Source organism: Candidatus Uabimicrobium amorphum (assembly GCF_009002475.1).
In the GTDB taxonomy this organism is placed as follows: domain Bacteria; phylum Planctomycetota; class Uabimicrobiia; order Uabimicrobiales; family Uabimicrobiaceae; genus Uabimicrobium; species Uabimicrobium amorphum.
In genome coordinates, this window is the sequence record NZ_AP019860.1 from 9327939 (window position 1) to 9354540 (window position 26602).

21 protein-coding genes are annotated in these 26602 nt (G+C 40.1%); 9 read left to right on the forward strand and 12 right to left on the reverse strand.

What is annotated here, in order from left to right; translation table 11 throughout:
• Positions 1-20: 20 nt before the first annotated feature.
• The 8 genes from UABAM_RS32715 to UABAM_RS32750 form a co-directional block, all read right to left on the reverse strand.
• A complete protein-coding gene (locus tag UABAM_RS32715) occupies positions 21-1370 on the reverse strand; it encodes a serine/threonine-protein kinase (RefSeq protein WP_152021826.1) in 1350 nt (449 codons plus the stop codon).
• A gap of 12 nt (positions 1371-1382) precedes the next feature.
• Positions 1383-2705, reverse strand: coding sequence for a tRNA (N6-isopentenyl adenosine(37)-C2)-methylthiotransferase MiaB (miaB, locus tag UABAM_RS32720; RefSeq protein ID WP_152021827.1), 1323 nt, complete (start codon positions 2703-2705; stop codon positions 1383-1385).
• Positions 2705-3997, reverse strand: coding sequence for a tRNA (N(6)-L-threonylcarbamoyladenosine(37)-C(2))-methylthiotransferase MtaB (gene mtaB / locus UABAM_RS32725; RefSeq protein WP_152021828.1), 1293 nt, complete (start codon positions 3995-3997; stop codon positions 2705-2707). Before mtaB ends, miaB begins: the two co-directional genes overlap by 1 nt.
• Before the next feature lie 14 nt (positions 3998-4011).
• Positions 4012-4737, reverse strand: a complete 726-nt coding sequence (locus tag UABAM_RS32730; protein WP_152021829.1) for a metallophosphoesterase family protein — start codon at positions 4735-4737, stop codon at positions 4012-4014.
• 208 nt (positions 4738-4945) lie between these two features.
• On the reverse strand, positions 4946-7021 hold the full coding sequence (gene ligA / locus UABAM_RS32735) for an NAD-dependent DNA ligase LigA (protein ID WP_152021830.1): 2076 nt from the start codon (positions 7019-7021) through the stop codon (positions 4946-4948).
• Positions 7005-7517 carry a tetratricopeptide repeat protein gene (locus UABAM_RS32740; RefSeq protein WP_152021831.1) on the reverse strand — a complete coding sequence of 171 codons (513 nt, stop codon included), beginning with the start codon at positions 7515-7517 and terminating at the stop codon, positions 7005-7007. Before UABAM_RS32740 ends, ligA begins: the two co-directional genes overlap by 17 nt.
• Positions 7486-7989 (reverse strand): tetratricopeptide repeat protein, encoded by a 504-nt coding sequence (locus UABAM_RS32745; protein WP_152021832.1) that lies wholly within the window; start codon positions 7987-7989, stop codon positions 7486-7488. The genes UABAM_RS32740 and UABAM_RS32745 overlap by 32 nt, the downstream gene beginning before the upstream one ends.
• A 2-nt stretch (positions 7990-7991) precedes the next feature.
• Positions 7992-8717 carry a metallophosphoesterase family protein gene (locus UABAM_RS32750; RefSeq protein WP_152021833.1) on the reverse strand — a complete coding sequence of 242 codons (726 nt, stop codon included), beginning with the start codon at positions 8715-8717 and terminating at the stop codon, positions 7992-7994.
• Positions 8718-9249: 532 nt separating this feature from the next.
• On the opposite strand from UABAM_RS32750, the gene UABAM_RS32755 reads away from it, so the two are divergent.
• Positions 9250-10398, forward strand: a complete 1149-nt coding sequence (locus tag UABAM_RS32755) for an acyl-CoA dehydrogenase (protein ID WP_229759336.1) — start codon at positions 9250-9252, stop codon at positions 10396-10398.
• Between the two features lie 8 nt (positions 10399-10406).
• Entirely contained in the window at positions 10407-11453 is a 1047-nt protein-coding gene (locus UABAM_RS32760) for a ligand-binding sensor domain-containing protein (protein WP_152021834.1), read from the forward strand.
• A gap of 62 nt (positions 11454-11515) precedes the next feature.
• On the opposite strand, the gene UABAM_RS32765 is transcribed toward UABAM_RS32760, so the two are convergent.
• Entirely contained in the window at positions 11516-13150 is a 1635-nt protein-coding gene (locus UABAM_RS32765) for an ABC1 kinase family protein (protein WP_173013713.1), read from the reverse strand.
• A 338-nt stretch (positions 13151-13488) separates the two neighbouring features.
• Between UABAM_RS32765 and UABAM_RS32770 the strand changes: the two genes are divergently transcribed.
• Entirely contained in the window at positions 13489-14241 is a 753-nt protein-coding gene (locus tag UABAM_RS32770) for a sterol desaturase family protein (RefSeq protein ID WP_152021836.1), read from the forward strand.
• On the opposite strand, the gene UABAM_RS32775 is transcribed toward UABAM_RS32770, so the two are convergent.
• Entirely contained in the window at positions 14238-16001 is a 1764-nt protein-coding gene (locus tag UABAM_RS32775) for a leucine-rich repeat domain-containing protein (RefSeq protein ID WP_152021837.1), read from the reverse strand. The two genes, UABAM_RS32770 and UABAM_RS32775, sit on opposite strands and share 4 nt — an antisense overlap.
• Before the next feature lie 156 nt (positions 16002-16157).
• On the opposite strand from UABAM_RS32775, the gene UABAM_RS32780 reads away from it, so the two are divergent.
• Positions 16158-16715 (forward strand): RNA polymerase sigma factor, encoded by a 558-nt coding sequence (locus UABAM_RS32780; protein WP_152021838.1) that lies wholly within the window; start codon positions 16158-16160, stop codon positions 16713-16715.
• Positions 16712-19810, forward strand: a complete 3099-nt coding sequence (locus UABAM_RS32785; protein WP_152021839.1) for a YfbK domain-containing protein — start codon at positions 16712-16714, stop codon at positions 19808-19810. Before UABAM_RS32780 ends, UABAM_RS32785 begins: the two co-directional genes overlap by 4 nt.
• A gap of 147 nt (positions 19811-19957) precedes the next feature.
• Here UABAM_RS32785 and UABAM_RS32790 read toward each other — a convergent pair whose 3' ends face one another.
• A complete protein-coding gene (locus tag UABAM_RS32790; RefSeq protein ID WP_152021840.1) occupies positions 19958-20977 on the reverse strand; it encodes an AI-2E family transporter in 1020 nt (339 codons plus the stop codon).
• A 217-nt stretch (positions 20978-21194) separates the two neighbouring features.
• On the opposite strand from UABAM_RS32790, the gene UABAM_RS32795 reads away from it, so the two are divergent.
• The gene (locus tag UABAM_RS32795; protein ID WP_152021841.1) at positions 21195-23417 is read left to right on the forward strand and encodes a DUF3160 domain-containing protein; all 2223 of its coding nucleotides are present in this window, start codon (positions 21195-21197) and stop codon (positions 23415-23417) included.
• Between the two features lie 38 nt (positions 23418-23455).
• Here the strand turns inward: UABAM_RS32795 and UABAM_RS32800 are convergent, their stop codons facing one another.
• A complete protein-coding gene (locus UABAM_RS32800) occupies positions 23456-23845 on the reverse strand; it encodes a single-stranded DNA-binding protein (protein ID WP_152021842.1) in 390 nt (129 codons plus the stop codon).
• Between the two features lie 93 nt (positions 23846-23938).
• On the opposite strand from UABAM_RS32800, the gene UABAM_RS32805 reads away from it, so the two are divergent.
• The 3 genes from UABAM_RS32805 to UABAM_RS32815 are packed head-to-tail and all read left to right on the forward strand — an operon-like array spanning position 23939 to position 26203.
• Positions 23939-25165, forward strand: coding sequence for a hypothetical protein (locus tag UABAM_RS32805; protein ID WP_152021843.1), 1227 nt, complete (start codon positions 23939-23941; stop codon positions 25163-25165).
• A gap of 10 nt (positions 25166-25175) precedes the next feature.
• A complete protein-coding gene (locus tag UABAM_RS32810) occupies positions 25176-25835 on the forward strand; it encodes a DUF2459 domain-containing protein (RefSeq protein ID WP_152021844.1) in 660 nt (219 codons plus the stop codon).
• Positions 25835-26203, forward strand: a complete 369-nt coding sequence (locus UABAM_RS32815; protein WP_152021845.1) for a hypothetical protein — start codon at positions 25835-25837, stop codon at positions 26201-26203. The genes UABAM_RS32810 and UABAM_RS32815 overlap by 1 nt, the downstream gene beginning before the upstream one ends.
• The last annotated feature ends 399 nt before the right edge of the window (positions 26204-26602 follow it).

Genomic DNA, 26602 nt, shown 5'->3' on the forward strand with positions numbered 1-26602 from the left:
TGATTTTTTATGTCATCTCTTTAGCACAGAATATAAAAATTTTTCATGTCATCGAGAAGCTCTTCATAATCCTGGTAACGATCTTCCGGTTGATACTGCATGCATGTACAAATAATACTTTTTAACACCGAAGGTACGTTTTTAAATGACAATTTTGTGGGATCGAGTTTGGTACTGAAAAAATATGAAATTCCATGCTCTTTTAATTTCATCGCATATGGCGGAAGACCTGTTACCATGTGGTATAGTAGACAACCTATCGAATATATATCTGAGAGGTGCGTGGCGTCGCGAAATTTATTGATTTGTTCTGGAGAACAAAAGCATGGGGTTCCCAATGAAATTCCCGTATGAGTAATTTTGTTTTCTTCGGCGACTTCGTCGACAAATTTCGCAAGGCCAAAATCGGAGAGTTTGACTATTTTGTTGGTCTTGTCGAGAAGAATATTCGCCGGTTTTACATCGCGGTGAATCAGAGCTTTTTCACACCAGCCATAATTCAAAGCATTGGCAACACTCATGCTAATACCAAGCGCTGTACGTGTGCTAAGTTTTCCTTTTCTCTTTATAAGAGCCTGGAGGTCTCCACCATCGGCGTATTCGGTGATGAGATATACGTATCTGGTTCTTGCTCCGGCTTCGAGCGTTTTAATGATATTGCGATGTTCTAATGCCGAGTGTACGCGCACTTCGCGTTTGAAGCGGTCAAAAAATTGGTCGCTGGCTTTGACGATTTTGACCACCACTTCATCATGCCCTTCGAATTCGCTTTTGTATAAATATGTTTCTGCCATGCCGCCACCAGAAAGAGGGCGGATGATTTTTTCCTTGTCGAGTTGGAAAAAAGGTGGTGCCTGTTGTTTTAAGAAAGAAATAGAGAAGACGGCTTTGGCTTTTTCATCTTCGCTTATCTCTACATTTCCCGAAATAGAACGCGGTGAAGATTTTGCAAAATTCTTATTTTTATGCGAAAGGTCTTCTTCTTTATCATTTTTCAGCTCTTGAGACGTGAGAAAGGTAACGCGGTTTTTCGCGGAAGATGCCGCGTTCTCTGGTGTGTCGTTGAGATTTTTTTCTAACTCTTGTGTGTTGTTTGCCGAGGTAATGAATTCTTCGTCAAAGGTGTCGTCTATTTTTTCCTCTTCTGAATCGTCAAATATAGAAACCAGAGTGGTTTTTTCTGTTTTGCGTTCAAAATTTTTCGTGGCGATTTTCACCAAGTCTTTTTCTATTGCGATGTGCGCCTGAGCTAAAATATGGCCACATTCTAGACAATAGAGAAGATTCCAAATACAACTAGAATCTTCTCCGAAAACATCTTTGCAACTAAAGTCTGTTTGTTTTTGGCACTGCGGACATTTGGCATTCATATGCAACAATCTTTATACACAAAAGGCGATTGCAGGTGTGACAATTTCTCCACGTAGAGTATGCGTTCCTGCAGAAGTAATTTTTACCTTAACAAAATCTCCGGGCTTATGTTGCGGAGCGGCAAATACCACCCCTTTATTGTGATCGCTGCGTCCAAGCCATTCTTCGCGGTTTTTCTTACTGGGTTGTTCAATAAGTACATCAAAAGTTTTTCCGACTTCTTTTTCGTTGCGCGCAAGAGAAATGGCGCGTTGTATTTCCACGAGTTTTTTTACACGTTCGGTTTTTATTTCTTCGCTAACATCGTCGGGAAATTTTCGCGAAGCGATGGTATTCTTACGTTCGCTGTACTTGAATATGAACGCCGAATCAAAACCTACCTGCTCAACAACATCTACCGTGTCCTGAAAATCCTGTTCTGTTTCCCCACAAAATCCACATATGATGTCTGTGGAAAGTGATACATTGGGAATGGTGTCGCGAATGACATTGACAACATCCAAAAACTCTTGTTTGCTGTATGTACGATTCATGCGATCTAAAACTTCTGTACTACCCGACTGTAGCGGTAAATGAATTTGATTGCACAGTTTCGGATGATCTTTCATTACTTGTAGTAACTTAAGAGGAAAATCTTTTGGATGCGGAGAAGTAAAGCGCACACGACGTATTCCCGGTACATCACCTACCATTTTCATTAAATCGGCGAAATCATAGTTGCCGTATTTGTAAGAGTTTACATTTTGTCCAAGAAGAGTCACTTGCTTGAATCCTTGGGCAACAATTGCCTGTGTTTCTTCCACAATGTTCTGCGGAGAACGACTTCTCTCGCGACCACGGGTATAGGGCACAACGCAAAATGTACAAAAGTTATCACAGCCACGCATGATCGCAATCCAGGCGTTTACACCCGGTACACGTACCGGAGCAACATCGGAGTATGTTTCGTATTCTGACAATGATAGGTCGTAGCCTGTGTCCCCACCACACGCCTCTGAAATTAAACCAGGTAGGCGCTTATAACTGTCAGGCCCCGCAATAATATCGACAACCGGGGCGTTGTCTTTTAGTTCTTCGCGTAAGCTTTGTGCCATGCAACCTAGAACACCGACAACGAGTTTTTGTCCGCGCTTCTTGCGTCCGCGCATTTCATCTAGACGATGGTATATTTTTTTGTGTGCATTTTCACGTATAGCGCAAGTGTTTAAGAAAGCCACATCGGCTTCATCTGCGCTTTGTACAATTTGGTGGTCTGCTTTTTTTAGAATGCTCAGAATCAACTCTGAGTCATATTCGTTCATTTGGCAACCATATGTTTCGAGGTAAATGTTCATTAGAAATCTCCATTTGTCGCATATACGACGTCATCTAGTACTTCTTTTAGTTGCACATTAATTAAATCGTTTTTCTTGATACCAGGGATGTCTACAGCTATTTTTATGTAGTTGTCGCTAAACCCTTGCCAATGCCCATTGTGACTTTGGTTTTCTACTAATAATCTAACCGTTTGTCCTAAAGACTGTTCGTAAAATTTTTGTTTTTTTTGATCCGATAGCACATGTAGCTCTTTGCTGCGTTGCTTTTTTGTCCTGGGGTCTATTTTGTCAGGTAGTCGTCCCGCGGCTGTTTTATCGCGCTGTGAGAAACTAAATACATGGACATACGTCAGAGGAGAATCGCGAAACGTCGCACACGTTTGCGCAAAATCGGTCTGAGTTTCTCCCGGAAATCCGACAATGATGTCTGTTGCTAACATAATATTTGGTATCTTTTTATACGCAGCGTCGATGAATTCCATGTACTCTTTGACATTGTATTTGCGTTTCATTGCCGATAATGTTTTGTCACATCCGCTTTGTAACGGTATGTGCAAATGCGGGCACAACTTTTCGTTGTCGGCCATAATGTCGAGAAGTTCGTATGGAATAGTTGTTGGCTCAATGCTACTAATGCGAATACGTTCTAGTCCCGGAATACTCAAGAGCATTTTCAGCACATCTAAGAAACTCTTACCTTCAAATTGGTAAGTTCCGATGTTTACCCCGGTAATAACTAGCTCCTTGAAACCTTGACTGGCTAAGTCAATTGCTTCACGTTGAATGTCCCAAAATGCTCTACTCCTTGCGCGCCCTCGGGCAAATGGGATAACACAAAAGCTGCACATAAAATCGCAGCCATCTTGTATTTTGATATTGGCGCGTGTGGTTTTTATTTTGGGATCTTTTATATCAATCGTAAATGATTTGCGGTCCACAGTATCGCGTACAATTTTGGGCTGTGGTGTTTTTGATGGCTCATCGATATGTTGTAGAACCTTCAATTTTTCTTGTGTTCCGATGATTAGGTCAATCCCATCTACTTTTTTTAGGGCTTCAGAACTCGTTTGTGAATAACAGCCCACAACCGCAACATATGTTTGAGGGTTGCGTTTCAAAACTTGTCTGACCAGTTGCCGACATTTTGCGTCGGCGTGCTCCGTTACAGTGCACGAGTTAATCACACATACATCTGCCGATTCGTTAAATGGTACTATTTCGTAGCCACCATCTGTAAATGTACTGCTTATTAAAGCCGTTTCTGCTTGATTTAATCGACATCCTAGTGTATAGAAAGAAGCTTTAAGCATAGGTTTGTTTTCCGTTATTTTCCATAATAAAGTCGTTTGGCCAGAATTTCAGGTAATCCGGCATGCATAATTTTTTCGACTGCGGTGTCTATATCATATTCTACACGATGAATCCATACTTTGCCAAGTTCATCGTCATAAACACAACAACTCGCTAGAGGGTTGCCATCGCGTGGTTGTCCGACACTTCCGACATTTACTAAAACTTTTGAATCTGGGTTGACATCTATCTCATCGTCCATGGAAAACGTAACCGCATGGCCTTCAAAAAATGCAACAGGTACATGCGAGTGTCCGTAAAAACAAATGGGGGTGTCAAGAATTTCGAGGGATAAATGTGCGTCGTAACCGGTTTGAATGTAATCAAAAAGTTCGGGAAAACTTAAGGTACTGTGCACTAGGGTAAGTTTATTGTCTAACTTTTGTACCATATCAACACTTGCGAGAAAGTCTTTGTATTTTTTTGATAACTGCTCTCTTGTCCACATGACGGCTTGTCTTGCGTGTTGGTTGAAATAGTCTATTTTGAGTTTTCCGGCAATGGCATAATCGTGATTTCCCGCAACGAGCATACTATCTAGCTCTAAAACTTTCTCAAGGCATTCTTTGGGGTTAGCACCGTAACCAACTACATCACCACCACATATATATTTATCAACTCTTTCATGAAGAAAAACTTCGAGAACGGCTTCAAGAGCCTCTAAGTTACCATGAATGTCACTGTATATTCCATATCGCATGTAGCAGCTCCTTAATTTATTCTTTTCAGAGTAGATACCTTAAACAAAATGTAATTGGGGTATGTCATCCTCGTGACCCTGACCGTAATCGTGACCGTAGCCGTAATCGTAACCGTAGCCGTAATCGTAACCGAATTTAAAATATTTGGTCACAGGCACGACTACGATTTTGTAATACTAACCTAAATTGATGATGTACCCTGACGCCCTAAAAAAATGTTTGTTGAGTAGTAGTGTTCGTTTGTAGATTGTCGTGCTTTGCGGTTACTGTCTCATGTAACATGGTTTCCAATTCGTCTTCTGAGAGAACGGTGACGCCCAAATCATTGGCTTTTTTCAATTTAGAACCAGCATTTTCACCTGCTATGACGTAATCGGTATTTTTCGAAACGGAGGAACGCACTACGGCACCCATTTCTTCTAGTTTTTTTTGTAATTCACCGCGGGTGTATTTCGCAAGAGAACCCGTAAGAACAATATTTTTTTCGCTAAACGGTGATTCTGTCACTTGTTGGGTTGTTGCGACTTGCAGTTCTTCCATTTTTACACCGACACTGCGCAGCGTTTTTATATTGTTTTGACCTTGTTCGCTGTCAAAGTATTCGCAAATACTTTCGGCCATAACCGGACCAATCTCGTTGATTTCTTCGAGACTCTCGACGGAAGCAGAAGCCAGAGCATCAATATTCTGGTATTTTTTGGCGAGTATCTTACTTGCTTTGGTTCCTACGTGACGCACACCTAGTGAGAATATCAATTTGGGAAGAGGTACATTTTTGCTTTTTTCAATGTTGTCTATTAGCTTTTGGGCAGATTTTTCTCCCATACGTTCTAGAAGTAGTAAATCCTCCTTGCGCAGAGAATATAAGTCGGCAGGACTTGTTACCATTTTTTTGTCGACAAGTTGCGCGATTATTTTTTCCCCGAGTCCACTAATATCCATTCCCTGACGCGAAGCAAAAAACTTTAACTGCGCCTTGAAACCCTCACTACAGTTTTTGTCAACGCAGCGAAGGTATACCCCACCACTATCTTTTTTTACATCTCCATTACAACTTGGACAAGCTGTGGGAGGAGAAATTATTTTTTCATTTCCTTGGCGTTTTGTCGGATCGCAACCAAGCACTTGAGGGATGATCTCACCTGCCTTGACGATTGTGACAAGGTCACCAATGCGTACATCTTTGCGCGCGATATCTTCATAGTTATGTAGAGATGCTCTTTTTACTACGGTCCCGGCTAGCTGTACAGGGTCTAAAATTGCTACGGGAGTTAGTGTTCCTCCGCGTCCAACTTGAACGATAACATCTTGTAACTTGGTGATTGCTTGTTCATGTTCAAACTTATATGCAATGGCCCACCGTGGAGCACGAGAGGTACTAGCAAGTTGTTTTTGTAAATCAATCCGATCGACTTTGATGACAAGACCATCAATGTCGTATGCCAATTTTTGTTTTTTTTCCACCCATTTTTCGCATAGATCAAGCACTTGTTGTAGATTTTTTGCCCGTTTACAGTGCTCATTTACTGGTAGTCCCAGTTTCCTGAAAGACTGTAACGTATCGTAGTGATGAGTGTAACTTAAATCGGTGTATTCACCCAAACTGTGGGCAAAAAAATCGAGTTGCCGATGCTGTACAACTTTGTTGTCAAGCATTTTTAAAGTGCCTGCCGCGGCATTCCGCGGATTGGCAAATACATTTTCTCCGGCGGCCGCACGTTCTCTGTTGATTTTTTCAAAAGCTTTGTGACTAAGATATATTTCTCCGCGCACTTCTAAAAATTTAGGAGCTGTACCCAGCAATTTTAAAGGTAAACTGCGAATGGTACGTGCATTGTTTGTCACGTCTTCTCCTACAACGCCGTCGCCTCTCGTTAACGCTTTAGCAAGTACACCATCTTCATACCATAAACTAATGGCAACACCGTCTATTTTTGGCTCAACGACAAAAGCAGTTTTTGATGTAGCAATAGATGTATTGCGTGAAATTCTTTTGGCGAAATCGCTTATCTCTTCTAGTGAGTAGCTATTTTCGATAGACAACATCGGTAGCCTATGAGAAGTTCTTTTGAAAGGAGTGCTTTCTACGGGAGCTACTCTTTGCGAAGGGGAATCTGGGGTAACGAATTGTGGATGCTTTTTTTCTAAATCTTGTAACTTGCGAAAGAGTAAGTCGTATTCGTAGTCGCTAATTGTTGGTTGGTTGTCAACGTAGTAGCGCTTGGCATGTTCCCATATTTCTTGGCGCAACTCGTCGATTTCTTTTTTAACTTTCGTGCTCATTTTTTTCACTTGTGTCTTTTTGCTTAGATAGTTTTTTTAGTAAGGTTTTTATTTTTCTATAATAGAATGATGGATCATTGAAATCTACTTTTCTCATAACCTGTAGGGCTTGTTGCATTTGATTTCTGTACATATGTATAAGAGCTTTGGTGATCAAGATTTCTGGTTCGTTCGCATTATTTTTCATCGCAATATCGATCAATTTTTCTGCTTCCTCAAAATCTCCCCGTTCTAAATAAACTCTACCGCGATAACCTTGTATATATGGGTCTAGATGAGCCGATTTTGTTTTCAGTTTTTCTCGTTCATCAAAGGTTTGCATTGCTTCTTCGTAAAGTTCATTGTAAATGTAGGCTTCTCCTAAGTAGGCATAAACCTCGTCGCTTTGAGGGTCTTTTTCCCGAGCCTGTTTTAGCAACTCAAGTGCTTGTTGATAGTTTTGTTTTTCGAATTGTAGATATGCCTTATTCACTAATCGCGACGCTCTGTAGTTCATGGCTATTCCAGTCTCGAGTTTGTTTTTCTAAAAGTAAAATCATGCGAATTTGTAATTCGTGGTTTTCGGTTAAGGGTTTCTTTTGCACAATTTCTTCAAATTCTTGTAGATTCCCCTCTCCTAAATAGGCAAGAGCCAGGTAACTCCATGATAATTGATTATTTTTATCTTTATCAATCGATTCCTGTAATTTGTCAATTGCCTTTGCGTATTGTTGCGCGTCAATGAGAACTTTTCCCATAAATAAATCAAATACTGGGTTGGAAGGATCTAAATTGCACGCTTTTTGTAAATAATACTCTGCTTTTTCCCAGTTTTCTTTCTGTGTGTAAAGAAGACCCAAGTGTAAAAAAGAAAATGCGTAACCGGGGTATTTGATAATACTAGTTTCTAAAATAGAAATTGCTTTGTCCGGGTTTTTATGCATTTGTGCAATACGCAAACGTAGAAAAGCCATAAATAATTTGAACATATTTAACGTCCGTATCTTAATCGCTCACCCAAAACTTCTGGAAGTCCAGCATTTATAATTTTTTCAATCGCCGTTTCAATGTCGTATTCTAAACGATGAATTTCAACCACTTTTTCCTCGTCGTCATAAATCGCACAACTTGCCAATGGATTTCCATCTCTTGGTTGACCGACGCTTCCGACATTGACGAGTACTTTTTCATTTTCGTTTATTTTTATTTTTGTATCCAAACAATATGTGACGCGTTCTTTTTCGATGAAAGCTATGGGAACGTGTGAATGTCCATAAAAACATACAGGTGTATTGAGAATTTCTAGTGATAAAAGCGCATCGTGAATACTTTGGATGTAATCGAACATTTCGGGAAAATTCAGTGAACCATGTACCAAGGTTAGTGTATCTTCTAGTTCGTGTACAAGTCCCAAGTTACCCAAAAATTTGATTTGTTCGTCCCCTAACTGCTCCCGTGTCCATAAAACCGCTTGTTGAGCAAAAGGGTTGAAGTAAGTGATATCGATATTGCCTGCAATAGCATAATCATGGTTACCAGCTACAATTAAGCTATCTAATTCGATAACTTTTTGCAGACATTCTTTAGGATTCGCTCCGTAACCTACAATATCGCCAAGGCACAGGTATTTATCTACTTTTTGCTCTTGAAAAAATTGTATGACAGTTTCTAAGGCTTCTAAATTTCCATGGATATCACTATACAATCCGTATCGCAAATGTAATCTCCTAGCCTTTTAATGTTTATGTGTGTTAGTTTAAAAATTTGCAAACTTACTTATAAAGTTGGCAAAACCCATATCTAGGGTATATGATTCAATAGGGATGAATTAAATCTCTTTTGGTTCTAGAGAGATATTCCCTAACAAAGTTATTTTTAATACCCTTATTATACGTAACGTGGTAAATGTTTTAAAATAACAAAGTCAGGCAAAAAAAGCCATAATATTTTTCGTTTCCTGACAAGACCTTAAATTAAAGAACGGTAAAAAAATATTTCCATTGTAAAATTTTGTTGCAATTATGGTGTAGTTAGTATAGAAACAAAGTGTTTTTTGTGAAAATAATATAGGGCGTGTCATCAATTAACCTTCATTCACTATTGAGCCCTTCTAAATACTAGCGTCGTTACTCCTTATTTGAATAACCTAGTTATGACGCATACGGAGCGCCTAGCTAGAATTTACAATGACTTTAATATTAAATAAACTTTAATTGATGACACGCCCTAATGACAGGAAAGGATTTTTTATGAGTCAGCTACCAACATCGCTGAATGTTTATAGCGAAGATGAAATGATGTTCCGCGATACTGTAAGAAAATTTGCGCAAAACAAATTAAAGCCTGTTGTTTCCGAAATGGAAAAAAATGAAAAAATTGCCCCTGAAATCATCAAAGAACTTTTTGATTTGGGATTGATGTCGGTAGAAATTCCCGAAGATTACGATGGTACGGGAGCTAACTTTACAAGTTCCATCATTGTTGTGGAAGAGATATCGTCTGTAGATCCTTCTGTGGGGGTGATGGTCGATGTACAAAATACCTTAGTTAATAATGCTTTCATTCGTTGGGGAACCGATGAACAAAAGCAAAAATATTTACCGCAGCTCGCAACGGGAAAAATTGGTGCATACTCTCTTTCTGAAGCTGGTTCGGGAAGTGATGCTTTTGCTTTGCGTGTGACGGCAGAAGACAAAGGTGACCACTATGTTCTAAATGGTGAAAAAATGTGGGTGACAAATGGTGGTGAAGCAGGAATTTTTATCGTGTTTGCTTCGGTAGATCGCGAAAAAGGTTACAAAGGCATCACCGGTTTTATTGTTGAAAGAGATTTTCCTGGATTCAGTATTGGAAAAAAAGAAGATAAGTTAGGAATACGTGCGAGTAGTACATGTTCGCTTATTTTGGACAATTGTAAAGTTCCGAAAGAGAATGTTCTCGGTGAAGTGGGCAAAGGTTACAAAATTGCCATAGAGACTCTCAATGAAGGGCGTATAGGAATCGGAGCGCAGATGGTGGGATTATCAAGAGGTGCTCTTGAGTATGCCATTAATTATACCAAAGAGCGCAAACAATTTGGCAAAACCATTGGTGAATTCCAAGGAATGCAATTTTTATTAGCAGATCTCGCCACACAGTTAGAAGCCGCACGTTTGATGGTATATAACGCTTCGCGTCTGAAAGATGCAGGGTTACCATTTGTAAAAGAAGCGGCAATGGCGAAATATCTATCTTCTACCACAGCGGAAAGAATTTCTAGTAAAGCCATTGAGATTTTAGGTGGGTATGGGTATACCAAAGAGTACCCGATTGAAAAATTTTATCGCGACTCTAAAATTGGTCAAATTTACGAAGGAACTACACATATGCAATTGATGACAATTGCAAAAATGTTGTAGAAAGATAAATGTCTACAGGCAAATTTATTTTTGGCATTTTATTTTTTATAACGAGTTTGTGGAGCCAGCAACAAAGTGTTCACCAAATCATTGCGGTAAATAGCATTCATGCGTATGCCGCAGCACAGGACAAATTGTTCGTATTTGATGCTGGTTCGCAAAAATGGCGCGAAATTTCATTTTTTGCTGTAAACGCTAAGCAAAAAAAATCGCGCCAAGATTTTATCCGTGCTTCGTGTTGTGATGCACAAGGCAATTTATGGATACTGCTTCCCAATAAGATCGTCGTGTACTTTCGCGACCGCGATGTGTGGGAGAATATCAAAATCCAAAATCTTTCTCCATCGTTTTTTGCAAAAGTAGATATGGTCTATTGGAACAAAAAAATATGGATTGCCACTCACGAAGAACTTTTGGGTTACGATATTGAAGATGAAAAGTGGATGTCAAAAGAATATCCCATCGGCATTAGTGGTGGAACGATTCGCATTGGTTTAGACAAACGCTTGTGGTTAAGTGGTCGTGTGAGCTTTGACGGCCAAACGTGGCAAAAATTACCACCGATTCCCAATATGTGGCAAGAAAAGCAAAACGAATCTTTTGCGATTGACTCTCAAGGACGTCCGTGGGTAATTACCGATGCCCATGTTTACTTTTTTGACTTTCTACATCGCAAATGGGAACTGGCAACGCCATCGCTTATCATGACGCGTCTAACATCTATTACATGTTTTCAAAATGAGATGTGGATATGTGACTATGGCAAGGGGGTTTTTAAGTTTGTCGCCAATAAATGGACTAAGGTTACCCTGGAGCAGCCACGCCCTAGTCTTGACTATGGACATAAATTTTTTGTGGGTAACAATTGTTTGTGGATCAACACTTATTTTGGCGTGGGAAGTTTTGATGGACAAAAGTGGCGTTCTCATTTCGACTACACACAATACGATTCAGTGAATCAACTCTTTTACACAACCCTCGCGACAATTATTATCTTGCTTCTCGTGTGGATTGTGTCTATCTTTGTGGTAAATCGCTACAACAAAACCTCCTAAGTTCATCGGCAAAGACCAAAGTATATTTTTCGCTGATGAACTTAGGGCATGTCAAACTCGAATTATTTTATACGGTACTTATCCATATAAATACGAAATAGTAGTGCACTTCCCATGAAAATGGAGATTACGTAACCTACAATTCCGGTAATGGATACTTCACTGATCAATGGGGGACTTTTTAGCGCCAGTAGAAACGATGACCCCAGAAATAAAGCGGAAATGACAAGTCCCATCACTAAACGATTCACACTGTCCTCAAGGCGTTTATGCTCAAATTTGATGTTGACATCACCGCTTTGCAAGCGTTCAACTATGTCCACTAACCCCATGGGAACTGTTTTTACGACGCGTTCCCAATCCATGAACAAGTTTTCCATGATGCGTTTTTGTCGTGCAGGAGATAAACGACGTGCGATCATTTGGTTGCGATAGGGGGCGATGAGTCCTATTAAATTAAAATCAGCTGAGAGATTGTGCGAGGTTCCTTCTAACATTACTAAGACTTTGATGAGTAGTGATACACCTGCTGGAAGCACGATTCTGTGACGACGTATCAAATCGGACATTTCCTCCAGAGCCTTTTGTAAATTGACATCTTTGAGATTCATCGTGCCATAGTATTCGGAGAATTCTTTGATGTCGCTTTGCAGTTGTGCGCGGTTAAGGTCACGGGGTATAGAGCCCAAGCGAATGATTAGATTGGTGAGCTTGGGGCCGTTGTTGCGCACAAGGCACATTAGCATGTCTTCTATGTCTTCACGTAGCTCGTCGCTGAGAAGCCCCACCATCCCACAGTCGATGATACCAATGCGATTGTTGCTCATCGCAAATAAATTTCCTGGATGTGGATCGGCATGGTAAAAGCCGTGAACGAAAATCATGCGCAAAAACATGTCGGCTCCCACTTCGGCGAGTTCCTTGACATCATAGCCTTGCTCTAGGAGCGTGTCTTTTTGCGAAAGCGGTATGCCTTCTAGCTTCTCCATTGTGAGAACTCTACCCGTACAGTAATCGCCAAAAGCCTTGGGTATGTAGACGCGCTTGTCATCCTTGAAATTGAGCGCAAATTTTTCGAGGTTGCGCTTCTCGCGATTGAAATCCAACTCGCGAAGTAATAAACGTTTGAATTCTTCGCAAGTTTCGCGTGGACGATAGTTGCGACTTTCCTCAACGTATCTTTCGACAAGATCCGCTAAATCCAAAAGAATCTCTAAGTCCAAACGGATTTTTTCTTCGATATTGGCGTGTTGTACTTTGACAACGACTTTTTCTCCGCTTTTGAGTTGCGCTAAATGTACTTGTCCTATAGATGCCGAAGCCAAAGCCTTTAGATCGAAAGACGCGAATAACTCATCCACAGATTGCCCAAATTCGCTGTGGATAGTTTCCCGTACTTGTTGTGGAGGATCACTAGGGACATTGGATTGTAAATGCTTTAGCTCTTCGGCCATTTCTGGATGGATGAGATCAGGACGTGTACTGAGTATTTGTCCTAGCTTGATAAATGTGGGACCCAATTCGGCAATGGCCATACGCGTTCTTTGTGCGGAAGAGTATTGGGTAAGATCTTTGCCACATTTTTTGTCGAAAATATCGTTGGCAAAGTCCAAATTGAGTTTTCCCAACCAACTGGCGATTTCATATTTGGCGCAAATGGTGAATATTTCTCGATAGCGATTTACTTTAGACAACATACAGCTCTCCGTTATGATAAAATATGGTTTGTTGAGTATAATGTAGCATTGATATTGTATTTTGACACGCATAAAATAAAGCAATAAACACAAATAAAAACGTGTTATGCCTCTCCCACAGGGAGAGGCATGAGAATTAAGGTTTTTAGCGAAGCTAAAGCCTATAATTCGATGGTGAGGGCACCAACTGTAAGTAGAAATTCTTATCTGAAATGAACAATCTCGAATTACGATGTACACATCAATAAAAAACATAGTTTATGTATTGTATTGTACAAAAAACGATTTTAAAATGACGGGATCGGAAACGGGATCGGGCTCGAATTTAAGAGGGAATCATGACACAAAAAATGTATATAGTTTTGGGAACATTGTTTGTTTTGGGAATCGCCGAAAATCTATTTTCTTTTTACAAAAGCAATCGCAGTTATTGGCAAAAAATTCGCGACAATTATGGCTTGGCGGTCGTGAATACTGTTGTTGTAAACTTTGCCTTTGTATTTCTCTTGTCCTGGATCACGACACAGACGCTTTTTACAGGAATACTGTCTTTCATTACAACCAACACATACACTTCAGGAATACTGGCGTTTCTAGTTTTAGATTTTTTTATGTATATGTGGCATCGACTTATGCACGAATGGGATTTTGCATGGAATTTTCACCAAGTGCACCACAGTGAATTGGACATGAATACCAGTTCGAGCTTTCGCTTTCATTTTGTGGAAATTGCCGCGTCGAAAATTTTTCTATTGCTATGGATCGGTTTATGGGGAATAGATGTGGTGTTCTATTTTATGTATGAGGCCGTATTTATGGTGAGCGTGTTGTTGCAACACAGTAATATTCATATTCCCTACAAGTTAGATAAACTAATGAGTTATGTCGTTGTTACCCCTAATTTTCATCGCATACACCACTCGCAAGATACCCACGAAAGCAATGCCAATTACTCTAGTATCCTAACGATTTGGGATTGGGTCTTTGGTACACTTGTATGGAATCACCATCCACAACATATCAAAATCGGTATGAAAAAATACCCCCTTCCACAAAATGTGTGGCAGCTTTTGAAAATGCCATGGAGCTAAGACGAAACATACGTTTTCTTCTTTTCCAAATCTTGTTGGATTTCGTCGCTGAGTTGCACGGAATCGTCTATATATAAACTTTCAAGAGTAAGCCATGTGATTTCTTTTGGTAGAGATGTCATTGGTGTACCACACAGACATAGTTCGCGCAGCGAAGTAAGGTACCCAATCGTCGCAGGAAGTTTTGTTACATTTGTTCCCTCCAAACTCAGGGCTTTTAGTTTGCTAAGTTGTCCAATTTCCTGTGGTAGCTCTTCTATATTTGTTTCGCACAATAGAAGTCTTTCTAAATTGGCAAGTTTTCCCATTTCAGGTGGAAGTGTTGTTAATTTTGTGTCGCTCAATTCCAACTCTTGCAAATTTTTGAGTTGGCCAATTTCACAGGGAAGTATTGCCAAGTTAGTGTTGTTTAATTGAAGTGATTTCAAATTCGTTAGCTCACCAATTTCAGTAGGTAGAGACGCTATTTGAGTTTCACTTGCCCATAAATCATGTAACGAAGATAATTGACCTATTTCTTTAGGTAATAAGGTTATTGGTGTTTCGTCAATATTGAGTACTTTTAAAGAACGAAGTTGACCAATTTCTTTAGGCAGGCTTTGCAAAGAGGACTGCCATAATTTTAACTCCCACAATTTTTTGAGTTGGCCGATTTGCCGCGGAAGTTGTTGTACTGTCGATTGTGATAAGTTTAGCCTCTCCAGAGACGACAATTGGCCGATTTGTGGAGGGAGATATACAAGTTCTGTTTCGTCCAAATGTAATTTTTTTAATGATGAAAGCTTACCAATCGTTTTTGGTAATCGCAGATTTTTTAGTCTTAACAAAGACAACTCTTCCAAAGAAGAAAGATTACCTATTTCCATGGGAAGCTCACTTATATTTATTCCATTTAAACTTAACTCGTGCAGAGAATTCAGTTTACCAATTTCCTTGGGTAATACATTCAATGGAGAATACGACAAATTCAAACGCTCTAGCGAAGAAAGTTGGCCTATTGTGGGAGGTAATGAAGCTACTTTTGATTCTACTAAATGTAGCTCTTCGAGTGAGTGAAGTGCACCAATTTGATGGGGAAGTTCTGATAGCGCTGTGTATGAAAGATCTAGTATTTTCAAGGCAGAGAGTTTTTCTACTTCCGGCAACAGTTCAGTGATTTTTGTACCACTCAAATCTAAATGTTGCAATGAGGAGAGGTTTTGAATTTGTGGTGGAAGTACGGTTATTTGTGTTTTGTTGAGGTCTAAACGTTGTAACGAAGAGAGTTGCCCTATTTCTGGTGGAAGTTCTGTTATTTCGGTATGGTCGAGTTCTAAATGTCTCAATGAAGAGAGTTGGCCTATTTGCGGTGGAAGTGTTCTAATTTTTGAACGGCTCAGGTTTAGATATTGAAGTGACGAGAGTTGGCAAAGTTCTACAGGAAGTAGTAGTGATGTAAACCCGCTCATATTAATGTGGGTGAGGGAAGAGAACTGCGCAATATTTTTCGGCATTTCCCAAGAATGCGCTGTTTTTAGATGTGTAATGAATGTGTATTTTTCGTCAGGCATTCCCGAAAAGAAAACACTTTGTGAGAAATTGCAATTGATAAAGTGACATTGGGGCGCGTCGTAAAACCCTACAGCTGTACGAAAACTGCAATTGTCAAATGTGCAGTTCTTTATTGTGACGAAGGTGTCTAAAAAGAAAACACAATCATAATAAAACGTATTACTTTCTATATGCGTAAGGGACTTGCTTTTTACCTTGTTGTATTGCATGTCTTTTTCCCTTGAATGGATGGTAGAAAAGAGTATTTATTTTTTCTTTGCAACTTTTTACATTTTACATTCGTAATAGGAATAGAACACTAAAATTCGAATTTTGCAGAAGAGTTGACGGTAAGAAAGATTAGCAAGCTCTTCAGGAGTACAAGAGTGAACGATGAAAAAATTTTCGCGCTGTTTGTCAAAGGCGAAGGAGCCATGCTGGGGGTGTTGGTAAAAAAGTACCAAGACCCCTTGTACAAATATTTGGTGAGATATACCAACAATACCACGCTTGCCGAAGAAATTTTACAAGAAACGTTTATCAAAGTGTATGAGCACAGTGATAAATACGATTTGCAAAAACCTTTTCGTCCGTGGTTGTATAAAGTTGCTCTCAATACTGCCCGAGATAAACTGCGACAAAAAAAGCTCGATTGGCAATCTTTAGCCGATAAGGAGGAACCTATGGCAGTGAACTCTCCCGTTCGCGATTTGCAAAGTAGGGAAATTGGGGAAATGATTCGCAAAGCGGTTGCGGAATTGGCCCCAAACCAACGACAGGTTTTTATTTTGCGACAGTATGAAAAAATGTCATATGCGGATATCAGCACCGCGGTAGAACGCCCACTAAATACCGTAAAGTCTGATATGCGTCGTGCCTTGCAATCGTTACGTGAATTACTAGCATCTCTTACGGATATTGCGATGGAAGGGAAATATATATGAATTGCGAACTATTTCATGCGCAAGTGTACGATTATCTATACGAACTTTTAGAAGAAGACGAAAAATGCGCATTTGAAGAACATGCGAAATCTTGTTATCAGTGCCAAGAAAAACTAGAGATACATCGCAAAAGTATCGGTTTATTGGATAAATGGGAGCCGGAAGCACGCGTAGTAAAGGCCGAAAATGTAGTAAAGCCAGTAGCGTTTGATCTATCTCAGACAATGAGGTTAGCGGCGACTTTGTGTTTGATTACATTGGGGAGCTTTGCGGTTCTTCACTGGAAAGATATCGCGTTGCTGATTTCTGGAAGAGATAACATGGTTGATGTACAACTTGTAGAGCGCGAGATGGAAAAAAAATACAAAACGCACTATAAAGAGCTTCAAGATCAATTCGTCAAAGAACACAATAGATTTTTGAGCAACAAAAACAAAGAGAATGAGAAGCTTTTGTCAACATTGGAAAAGTTGCATAAGAAAAATGCGCAATTCAAAGAAATGTTGGAAAAACTTACCAAACAAAATGAGCAACTTCGTAATGAAAAGTTACAACGTGACCAGCAAGTTTTACAAGATAAAGAAGAGCAAGAACTACTAGCGAAACTTCAAGAACGATTGAATAATCTTAAGGAAAAAATTCCTCTGTATCGACCAAGCAGTGCTATTCGTAAAAGATATGAAAAGAACTTGGTCGAAATCGCCTTTAAGGTACAAAAACTACAGGAAAAAATGGCGCGAAATGTAGTGAAACAGAAAAATGAATTGGAAAAACGTCTGCATCAACTGAGCGAAGTAAAAATTACAAAAAGAAATTTTGATATCACACGCTGGCCTATAAAAAATAATTCTCTCTACGGTGATGTCGATAAAAAACTCAAAGAAGTAGACGAAAAAGAACAGAGCGGTCACGTGACCAACAATACCAAGACTTCATCGGAAGACTTTTTTGAAAAAGGCAAAAAAATAGCCTTACATTCCGCGAGAAATATTGAGGAAAACCACAACTCCGATACACCATTTAAAGCCGAGTTTAACTTTGACAAACAAAAAATGATTACCGAAGAGAAGAAAGAATTCATAGAAACGCAGCAAATTATTAAAGAGGCCGAAAAGCAAGGTGTGCGTTTAGATCTCTTGCAAGCAAGGGAAAAGCCATTGAATGGTGTGGTTACCGCAATTAGTAAAAGCTTACCCTTAATTATGCTTTCTGTGGGAAGCGACAACGATGTACGAAAAGGGGATCAATTTACTATTTTTCGCGACAACAAGTATATCGGTGAGGCTGTCGTAGAGGAGGTGTACAAAGAGGCGTGTGCCGCGCGTATTCTACAACGAAAAGAAAGTATTCAAAAAGGTGATTCTGTTACCACGCGCTTTGGCGGTAACAAGGACATACATAAAAGTTCTCATTCAAAAAATACATCTAACGCGGTTGATGAGCCCAACTCATTATTTGACGGAAGTGATGAACTCCTCAAAGCGCGAGATCAATTTTTACCACATCTAGCTAATTTCTATTATGAAAAAGGCTGGGGGAGTGAGGAATTTGAAGAGCTTGTCAAAAAAGGCAAAATAAAAGTTGAATTCCCACAAGCGTGGCAAAAAGAAATCGATCGTAAGAAAGCACGAGAGATTTTTGACTATATGGCGAAAAATACGCGCTTTAACACCGAAGCGTATGAACATATTGTGGAAAATCCTTTTGTTCATGTAATGGATGATCCACTCTCCACTTTTTCGATTGACGTCGATACGGCGGCATATGCGAACATGCGACGCTTCTTGAACAATTATCGGCTACCACCCAAAGACGCGGTGCGCTTAGAGGAAATGATTAACTATTTCGAGTATGACTATCCTCAGCCACAACAAGATGCTCCTTTTTCGGTTCACACGGAAATGGCAAAATGCCCATGGAATCCCAAAAATATCTTGTTAAAAATCGGCTTACAAGGACGTAAGTTAGAACCTGAAAAGCGTCCAGCGAGTAACATTGTCTTCTTGGTCGATGTTTCTGGTTCTATGCGCGGTAAGAATAAAATTCAGTTACTGAAGCGTTCTTTGCAGCTACTTGTTGCAAAAATGAACAAGAGTGATCGCATTGCGATTGTCGTGTACGCCGGAGCATCAGGACTTGTACTCCCTGCGACAACCTGTGACAATAAAAACACGATTTTGCATGCCTTAAACCAATTGCAATCAGGAGGGTCCACCAACGGTGGTCAGGGAATCGAACTTGCGTATAAAGTTGCCCAGGAAAATTTTATCGACAACGGAATTAACCGTGTCATTCTCGCCACAGACGGAGACTTTAATGTGGGAATTACGGATCGTGGGAGTCTGACCCGCCTCATTACAAAGAAGGCCAAAAGCGGTGTATTTCTCACGGTTTTAGGTTTTGGTATGGGAAATTACAAAGACGAAACGTTAGAAACTTTGGCGGACAAAGGCAATGGTAACTATGCGTACATCGACAAAATAGAAGAAGCGCAAAAGGTTTTAGTCAAACAAATGCATGGAACATTGTGGACGATTGCCAAAGACGTAAAAATACAGATTGAGTTCAATCCCAACTTAGTAGAGTCGTATCGTCTTGTAGGCTACGAAAATCGTAAGTTACAGCACCAGGATTTCAATGACGACACCAAAGACGCCGGGGAAATTGGTGTGGGGCACACTGTCACCGCATTTTATGAAATTTCGCCGACATACAACGCCCATTTTAAACCAAAGGTAGAAGCACTGCGCTATCAGCACAAAGCGGTGGTGTTAGACAACAAAAAAGAAATGGCGTTTATTAAATTGCGCTACAAGAAACCCAAAGAAGATAAAAGTGATTTGGTGGAGTTCTCCATAGATAAAAACATCATCAAAAAACCATCACAAGACTTTTTGTTTGCCTCTTCGGTGGCAAGTTTTGGCATGCTGCTGCGCGATTCACAGTATAAAGGCGTTTTGAATTACGACATGGTTTTAGAGCTGGCAAAAAGAGGTGCATGGCAAAGTAAATCGACACACAGGCAAGAGTTTATCACTCTGATTCAAAAAGCCCAAGTGATTCACCAAGTAACGAAAATTCAACAACACAAGTAAGATGAATGTAGGGGCGGACCTAGTGTCCGCCCGTCCCCCAAACACAGATAGATACACGTTTCCAAATATAGAATGTAGGGGGCCTAGTGTCCGCCCGTCCTCAAAATATAGACTTACGTTTCCAAAACACATAAAATTTAACGAAATCTAGCTAATCAACGTCGCGATAGGTTTGGTTTCGTCAAAATTATCCAAAACAGTACGCGTAATAATGGCCAAAGGATATGCTAAGAACATTCCAGCAGTTCCCCACAGCCATCCCCAGTACGCGAGTAAAAATAGCAAGATAAGAGGATTTATCGATAGATGTTTTCCCGCAATATAAGGTTCGAGAACGTTACCCCAGAGGATTTGCGTAGACAGTAATAATGCGATCAATGTCAAGAGCGAGTATAACTCAACGTTTTGTAAAAAACCCATCGCGATAGGAAAGCAGCAGGCAATCGCAGAACCAACATAAGGTACGTAGTTGGCAATAAAAATAACAATGGTCCACAACAACCAAAAATCAATACCGAAAAAATACATGACAATGCCAGAGGTGATTGCAGTGCCAAGACTAATCACCGTCTTTATTAGCAAGTACTTTTGAATACATTGGTTGATGCTACCGCTTACATGCATAACTTTTTGTGATGTTTCTTTTGTAAAAGCTTTTTGTAGACGTTGTGGTAGTTTACTTGCTCCAAAAATAATAAACAGTAGATAGAAAAGCACAACGGCGAAGCTTTTTAGAAAACCGAGAACTGTTTCTAGTAACCAGGCAAACCACTTTGATGTATTGCTTTCATTCAACATATCACTGCCAACATGAATTAAGAACTGTCCTATATCGTTTGCCTTTAAGAACTCTACTCGTTGTTGAAATACACTTTGGTACTCAGGTATTTTGGTTTGTAACAGGCTAATACTATTAAAAACAGTGGCCTCTAAAATAAAAAATATAAAGGTTAAAAGCCCTAGTAGCAATAGATAAGATCCCACAATAGGTATGTGCATTTTGCTAAGTAAGAATACGACCGGACGCGTAATGTAATACAGAAATATCGCAATAAGCAGCGGCTTTAATATAGGATTTAAATAGTGAAATATGATTCCGAGAAGAACGATAGATAACAATATGGCATTGGTATCGCTTTGATGTTTTTCGATGTTGTCATGAGTCATTTTTTCCTCGCTATCAATGTTTATTGTAGTAAAAACAAAACCGATAATTTTCACATTGAACTATAAAATTTTGTGGAATACAACTGGTATTTCATGTAATCAAAAAAATATAAGATAATGACAAAATAATGACTTAGTGATGACTAGGCCATGAATTGCTTTTGCTACAATAATGTAACAAAAGCTTACAGCTTCCACGACTGTTAGGAGATAGGATATGAAAATGAGGATATACATAACAATGAGTATAGTTGTGTTTGTTTTGTCTTGTAGCCAAATAAACATAACGTTAGAACGAGATGCTGAAGGCAACTTAGTACCACAAAATACCGCCCAAGAAAAGAACAAGTTTGATGGTTTTTTGAAAAAATACGACGCCAACGAACCACAAAAAAACAACGAAGAGATGGCGAAAAGATTTGCAACACCTGATTATCGCGACAAATTGTCTTTTGCGGGAGAGGGAAGTAAATTCTTTTCTGAAGTGGTGAATGAATTACAATTAAATGCGCAGCAAAGAAAACGATTGAACAACAAAGGCATGGTGATTTCCACAAAACGCCGCGCGACGTTTGTCGAGATTTACTATGATATCTATCAAAAGCATCTTCCGGTATTTATCACCAGTGACTCTATTCTTTATGCGTTGCAGCGTTCCTATGTGACAATGTTAAAAAACTTAGAACGCAATCTGTTTACACCGGCAATTGTTTCCACTTTAAAAGAGAGCCAGGCTCTTCTAAAAGAACAGGCGGCCAATGTTTCGAGTAGTTCACTACAAAATTATAAAGACGTGGATCTGTACTTAACGGTGGCACAAAATCTATTCCTCGAAGGAAAACCCACGAATTTACGCGTTTATCCTGTTGTTGCCTCTGAAGAAAAAGTACGCGAAATTTTGTCGCGCATCGACGGCTTGGGGATGGAAACTCCACACACCGGTCGTGTGACAAGTATCTACGGAGGCAAGCGCTTCGTTGACTACAGTCAATTTCGTGTACGCGGGCATTACAGAGAAGAAGGTTTACAAGGATACTTCCGTGGGATGATGTGGTTGGGGCGCGCAGATTGCGGTATGATCTTGTCGCAAGCAAATGGTGTAAATGTAGATCCTGAGCGCGAATTGCGCAATATGGTGCTCATTAGCCAGTTGTTTACCCAAAGTCCTAGCTGGAAAGATTTTAAACTCGTGGACACACTCCTAAGTTATTTGGTAGGGGACAGTGACAACATCAAGATCGAAACGGTTGTTTCCTTACTGAAGGACCATGGCATAAAAGGACTTGGTGACACACGTGCCGAGCACTGGATTGCATTTCGCGAAGACGTGGCAAAGTTATCACAGCAGCGTATCAATTCTCAGGCTCTTGTTTCCGACCCGAAAAGTGCACAACGTGAACAACACCCTCAGTTATTTCAGATTTTTGGGCAACGTTTTGTGATCGACTCATTCATTCTGTCCAACGTTGTGTATGATAAAATTGTTTTTCAAGGAAAGAAGCAACAGCGACGCATTCCCAAAGGTTTAGACGTGATGGCGGCGTTGGGTAACAGTGAAGCGGTGAGCTTACTACAACCAGAAATGAAAACATGGAACTACACCGCAAATATGCTGGCGCTAAACGAATTGGTAGAAGGTTTCGATGACGACTATTGGCAAAAAAGTTTCTACAATAACATGCTGGACAATTTGCGTATTCTCGACAAAGATGTTTCTAAGGATCAGCGTTATCCTCAAGTGATGCAAACACAAGATTGGCAACGTAAACAACTTGTTTCACAGTTGGGTACATGGACCGAAATGCGTCACAATAACGTATTGTATGTAAAACAGTCGTATGGAAGTATTTCTTGTGAATATCCACAAGGTTATGTCGAACCGTACCCTGAATTCTACCGAAATCTCAAGGTGTACTGCAAGAGTTTACATTCTTCGTTGTCTCTAGCGAAAAACTTAGTCGATGAACAATACAGTTACATGATGAACGCGCAGATCAAATATTTTGATCACTTTGCGCAAACGATGGAGACATTAGAAAAAATTGCCAAAAAACAACTTAGCTCGCAACCACTAGACGAAAATGAACAGAGCTTTTTAAAGAAAGTCGTCGAAAAGGCTTTTCTCGGCTGTGGTGGTCCCAAAACGTACGACGGTTGGTATTGTAAGTTGTATTATGGCGGTAGCTACGACTGGGAACCATCGGTCACGGATGTTCATACGGACCCTGATTCACAACAAATCGTTCATGTCGCCACAGGTGATGCCCAGTATTGTGCGATTGTGATCGATAATGAAAACGATTTGTGTACCTACGCAGGACCTGTGTATTCATATTATGAATTTACCGCTGAAAAACGTTGGCAAGACGAGGAATGGCAAGAACAACTGTCGTCGAAAGATGTAGATAGTAGCCAATACCTCCCAGATTGGTTGAAGTAAATGTAAAATATCTGGAGGTTTTCCTCCAGATATAAAAATTACCAGCTAGGCTCCGTTGTTTCCGCAACAACAGAAGAATAAGATTGCTGTTGTTGTTTGGGGTCTAAGAATTCAAAGTTGCGACAGTTTACTTTTAATTTGCTACGCGCCTTACCAGTATCTTTGTCTTGCCAGCGATCTTGCTGTAAATATCCCGCAATAAATATCCGACTACCTTTTTGTAAATGCTCCGCCATAATCTCTGCTTGTCGTTCCCAAACAACAATGTCGACAAAAGTAGTTTCTTCTTTGATAAAACCATCTTGGGTTTTATACTTTCTATTGACGGCAATGCCTACCTCAACCACTTTTCTACCGTTAGGAGTTGTTCTTAGTTCAGGTATATGAGTCAGGCGACCAATGAGATTTACGGAGTTGTAACTTGCCATATGTTCTCCTTTGAAACAGTTTTGTGAAAAAGTGAATTATAACAGAGGCAGCGACAACATTAAGAATCGAGCTTTGGGTTAGGAGATAACGCGATGTGGAAAAGAGTACGAGGATTTACATATAAAGTAGTGGTGGTTGGCTGTTTTTGTTTTCTTTTACTTCTCAACACACGTTTGTATACTACGAGTTTGCATGGGAATAGTTCCAGGGAAATTGTGCAGCAGCTCCATTTCATCAAAGGAGAATTACAGCAAGGAATGGCCGAAGATATGCAGCTATTTTTTCCCGAAGGATACTTTTTTTCGTATGTACTCTATGGCTTAACATGGACGAACATCGCGATCGACAAACAAGGTACTATAAGCAATAGAGCACAGCAGGAAGCGCTATGGGCACTATCACATCTCGACACACCAAAAGGACGCGAACCTTTTCCCAAAGAGCAAAATCCTTCGTGGGGGATTTTTTATAAAGCGTGGTTGAATTGGCTACGTGGCGGAATTCTCAAGTTAGGAAATAATGCGCAACTTCGCAAAAAATTTACCGCAGATTGCGATGAAATCACCGATGCTTTTCGCAATAGCGTCACACCTTTTTTGACTTCCTATACAAACGCTGCGTGGCCGGTCGATAGTGTCATTGGCATCGCCGTTTTATGTCTACACGATCATCTTTTCCCGCATAAATACCAAGATGTCATCAACGCATGGCTACAAAAAGCCAAAAGTAAGTTGGACAATGGTTTGCTCGCGCATTACGTAGATCATCTCTCCGGAGACACAATCACCGGAGCGCGTGCCACATCACAAAGTGTACTTCTAAGGTTCTTGCCGGAAATTTCTGCTACATGGAGTAAGGAACAATACACCTTGTTTCGCCAAAGGTATGTCAAAACTATTTTTGGCTTGCCGGCGGTAAAAGAGTTTCCTCCGGGAAAATCAGGCGTTGGCGATGTTGATTCGGGACCTCTCATTTTTGGCTTTAGTACCTCTTCCTCCACGGTAACGATTGCGACCGCAAAAGTACACGGAGATCCATTGTATTCGCAATTAATGGACACCGCAGAAATGGTGACAATCCCCATGTGTTTTGGTAATGAGAAGTATCATTTTTTTGGATTACTACCCATAGGCGACGCGTTTTTAGCGTGGAGTAAGAGCATTGTGCTGTGGACAAGACAAGCGGAGAGTGAGGGGAAATACGAGAGGGTCACCAGTCGTTATTGGCGTGTACCATTTCATGTATTTTCCTTAATGTTAATGATACCACTGCTCTTTCCCGTATGGCGAAAAGCCTATAAAAACTACAAAAACAAATAGGAATAATAACATGCGCAAATTGTGGAAATACATGAAGATTGCGATGCTAGTTTTTTTTCTTCCCATTGTGACATATCTAGCCATCGCCGTTGTTTGTACTTACATTACAGTAAATAATCAGGAAATAAGCGACGCCACACACGAAATCTTCATAAGCTCTAACGGTGTGCATCTCGATATCGTTCTAAACAAAAAAGACCTTTCTAAAGGCTTTCTGAAGGGCATTGTTCATTACACACACGAAGACTATTTAGCTTTTGGTTGGGGAGACGAAGATTTTTACTTAAATACACCCACATGGAACGATTTGAGTGTCGCGAATGCACTGCAAGCGCTTTTTTGGCATAGCGACTCTCTTGTCCACGTAACAAGGTACCATTATCCACAAAAACATTGGGCGAAGGTACGCGTAACAAAACAACAATTGCAAAGTGTTATACAACAAATCGAAAGTGCTTTTTTATTAAAGAATGAACAAAAGGAAGTCTTACAAAGAAGTTACCACTTCTACGATAATTTCTACAAAGCCAAAGGCTCATACACATGTTTTTACACTTGCAACACTTGGGTGAACTGCGTTTTGAAGAACAGCGCAATCAAGGCTTGTTTGTGGACACCGTTTTCTTTTCGGTTGATGGACATACATTTAAATTTGAGCAAGGAGAAGTGATGATGGAAGACGCAATAGTTGTCACATATATATTTATCATACCAGCGATAGCTATTTTTTGGTTTGCGTATCTACTATACCAGGCCTATAAATCTAAGTTATCGCTAGCGATAGGTGTGTTGATCGCCCTTGCGCTGTATTCTCTATCTTTTGCAATAGGGCTGCCTGGAGCCTTGCTCGTCTTTCTATGCTTTTCTGCGTACTTTCCATTGAGATTGGTCTATATTGTAGGTATTCGCGCGGATAGTCGGGAAGTATCGTGTGGCGGTGGTAAGAAAGAAATTACGTTTCTTTTTGCGATGACGATATTGAGTTGTTTGGTAGCGTATTTGACAATTAGAAGTGCGGGGGGGGCTATTTCTGGTTAAGGATATAAGTGTGAAAAATTATTTATTGGTAATGATATTGTTAACCATAATTTTTACAAATGCATAGCGATATTTAATAATTATGTGCAAGCGCGCACTAAAAAATCGTAGCCGTAATCGTGACTCGTGACTGTGACCTTGACCGAAAAAATCGGTTACGATTACGGTAACGATCCAATGCCATTGACTTAGGAGGTAAGTGTAAAGCCGAAAAAGGTTTACAAGACTTGTCATCCCGTACCCAAAAACCCTTGGTTTTTGGAAAGATACGGGATCCAGCAATATAAAGTCGACTTCTGTTCGTGGATCCCTGATCAAGTCAGGGATGACACGGCAAGGTAAGTTTATCATTGAAAAGTATTTACGCTTAAGTCAATGGCATTGAAGGTCACGGTCACG

Coding starts and splice junctions, on each gene's coding strand:
- UABAM_RS32715 (WP_152021826.1), bottom strand. CDS start 1,370: ATGAATGCCAAATGTCCGCAGTGCCAAAAACAAACAGACTTTAGTTGC.
- miaB (WP_152021827.1), bottom strand. CDS start 2,705: ATGAACATTTACCTCGAAACATATGGTTGCCAAATGAACGAATATGAC.
- mtaB (WP_152021828.1), bottom strand. CDS start 3,997: ATGCTTAAAGCTTCTTTCTATACACTAGGATGTCGATTAAATCAAGCA.
- UABAM_RS32730 (WP_152021829.1), bottom strand. CDS start 4,737: ATGCGATATGGAATATACAGTGACATTCATGGTAACTTAGAGGCTCTT.
- ligA (WP_152021830.1), bottom strand. CDS start 7,021: ATGAGCACGAAAGTTAAAAAAGAAATCGACGAGTTGCGCCAAGAAATA.
- UABAM_RS32740 (WP_152021831.1), bottom strand. CDS start 7,517: ATGAACTACAGAGCGTCGCGATTAGTGAATAAGGCATATCTACAATTC.
- UABAM_RS32745 (WP_152021832.1), bottom strand. CDS start 7,989: ATGTTCAAATTATTTATGGCTTTTCTACGTTTGCGTATTGCACAAATG.
- UABAM_RS32755 (WP_229759336.1), top strand. CDS start 9,250: ATGAGTCAGCTACCAACATCGCTGAATGTTTATAGCGAAGATGAAATG.
- UABAM_RS32760 (WP_152021834.1), top strand. CDS start 10,407: ATGTCTACAGGCAAATTTATTTTTGGCATTTTATTTTTTATAACGAGT.
- UABAM_RS32765 (WP_173013713.1), bottom strand. CDS start 13,150: ATGTTGTCTAAAGTAAATCGCTATCGAGAAATATTCACCATTTGCGCC.
- UABAM_RS32770 (WP_152021836.1), top strand. CDS start 13,489: ATGACACAAAAAATGTATATAGTTTTGGGAACATTGTTTGTTTTGGGA.
- UABAM_RS32775 (WP_152021837.1), bottom strand. CDS start 16,001: ATGCAATACAACAAGGTAAAAAGCAAGTCCCTTACGCATATAGAAAGT.
- UABAM_RS32785 (WP_152021839.1), top strand. CDS start 16,712: ATGAATTGCGAACTATTTCATGCGCAAGTGTACGATTATCTATACGAA.
- UABAM_RS32790 (WP_152021840.1), bottom strand. CDS start 20,977: ATGACTCATGACAACATCGAAAAACATCAAAGCGATACCAATGCCATA.
- UABAM_RS32795 (WP_152021841.1), top strand. CDS start 21,195: ATGAAAATGAGGATATACATAACAATGAGTATAGTTGTGTTTGTTTTG.
- UABAM_RS32800 (WP_152021842.1), bottom strand. CDS start 23,845: ATGGCAAGTTACAACTCCGTAAATCTCATTGGTCGCCTGACTCATATA.
- UABAM_RS32805 (WP_152021843.1), top strand. CDS start 23,939: ATGTGGAAAAGAGTACGAGGATTTACATATAAAGTAGTGGTGGTTGGC.
- UABAM_RS32810 (WP_152021844.1), top strand. CDS start 25,176: ATGCGCAAATTGTGGAAATACATGAAGATTGCGATGCTAGTTTTTTTT.
- UABAM_RS32815 (WP_152021845.1), top strand. CDS start 25,835: ATGATGGAAGACGCAATAGTTGTCACATATATATTTATCATACCAGCG.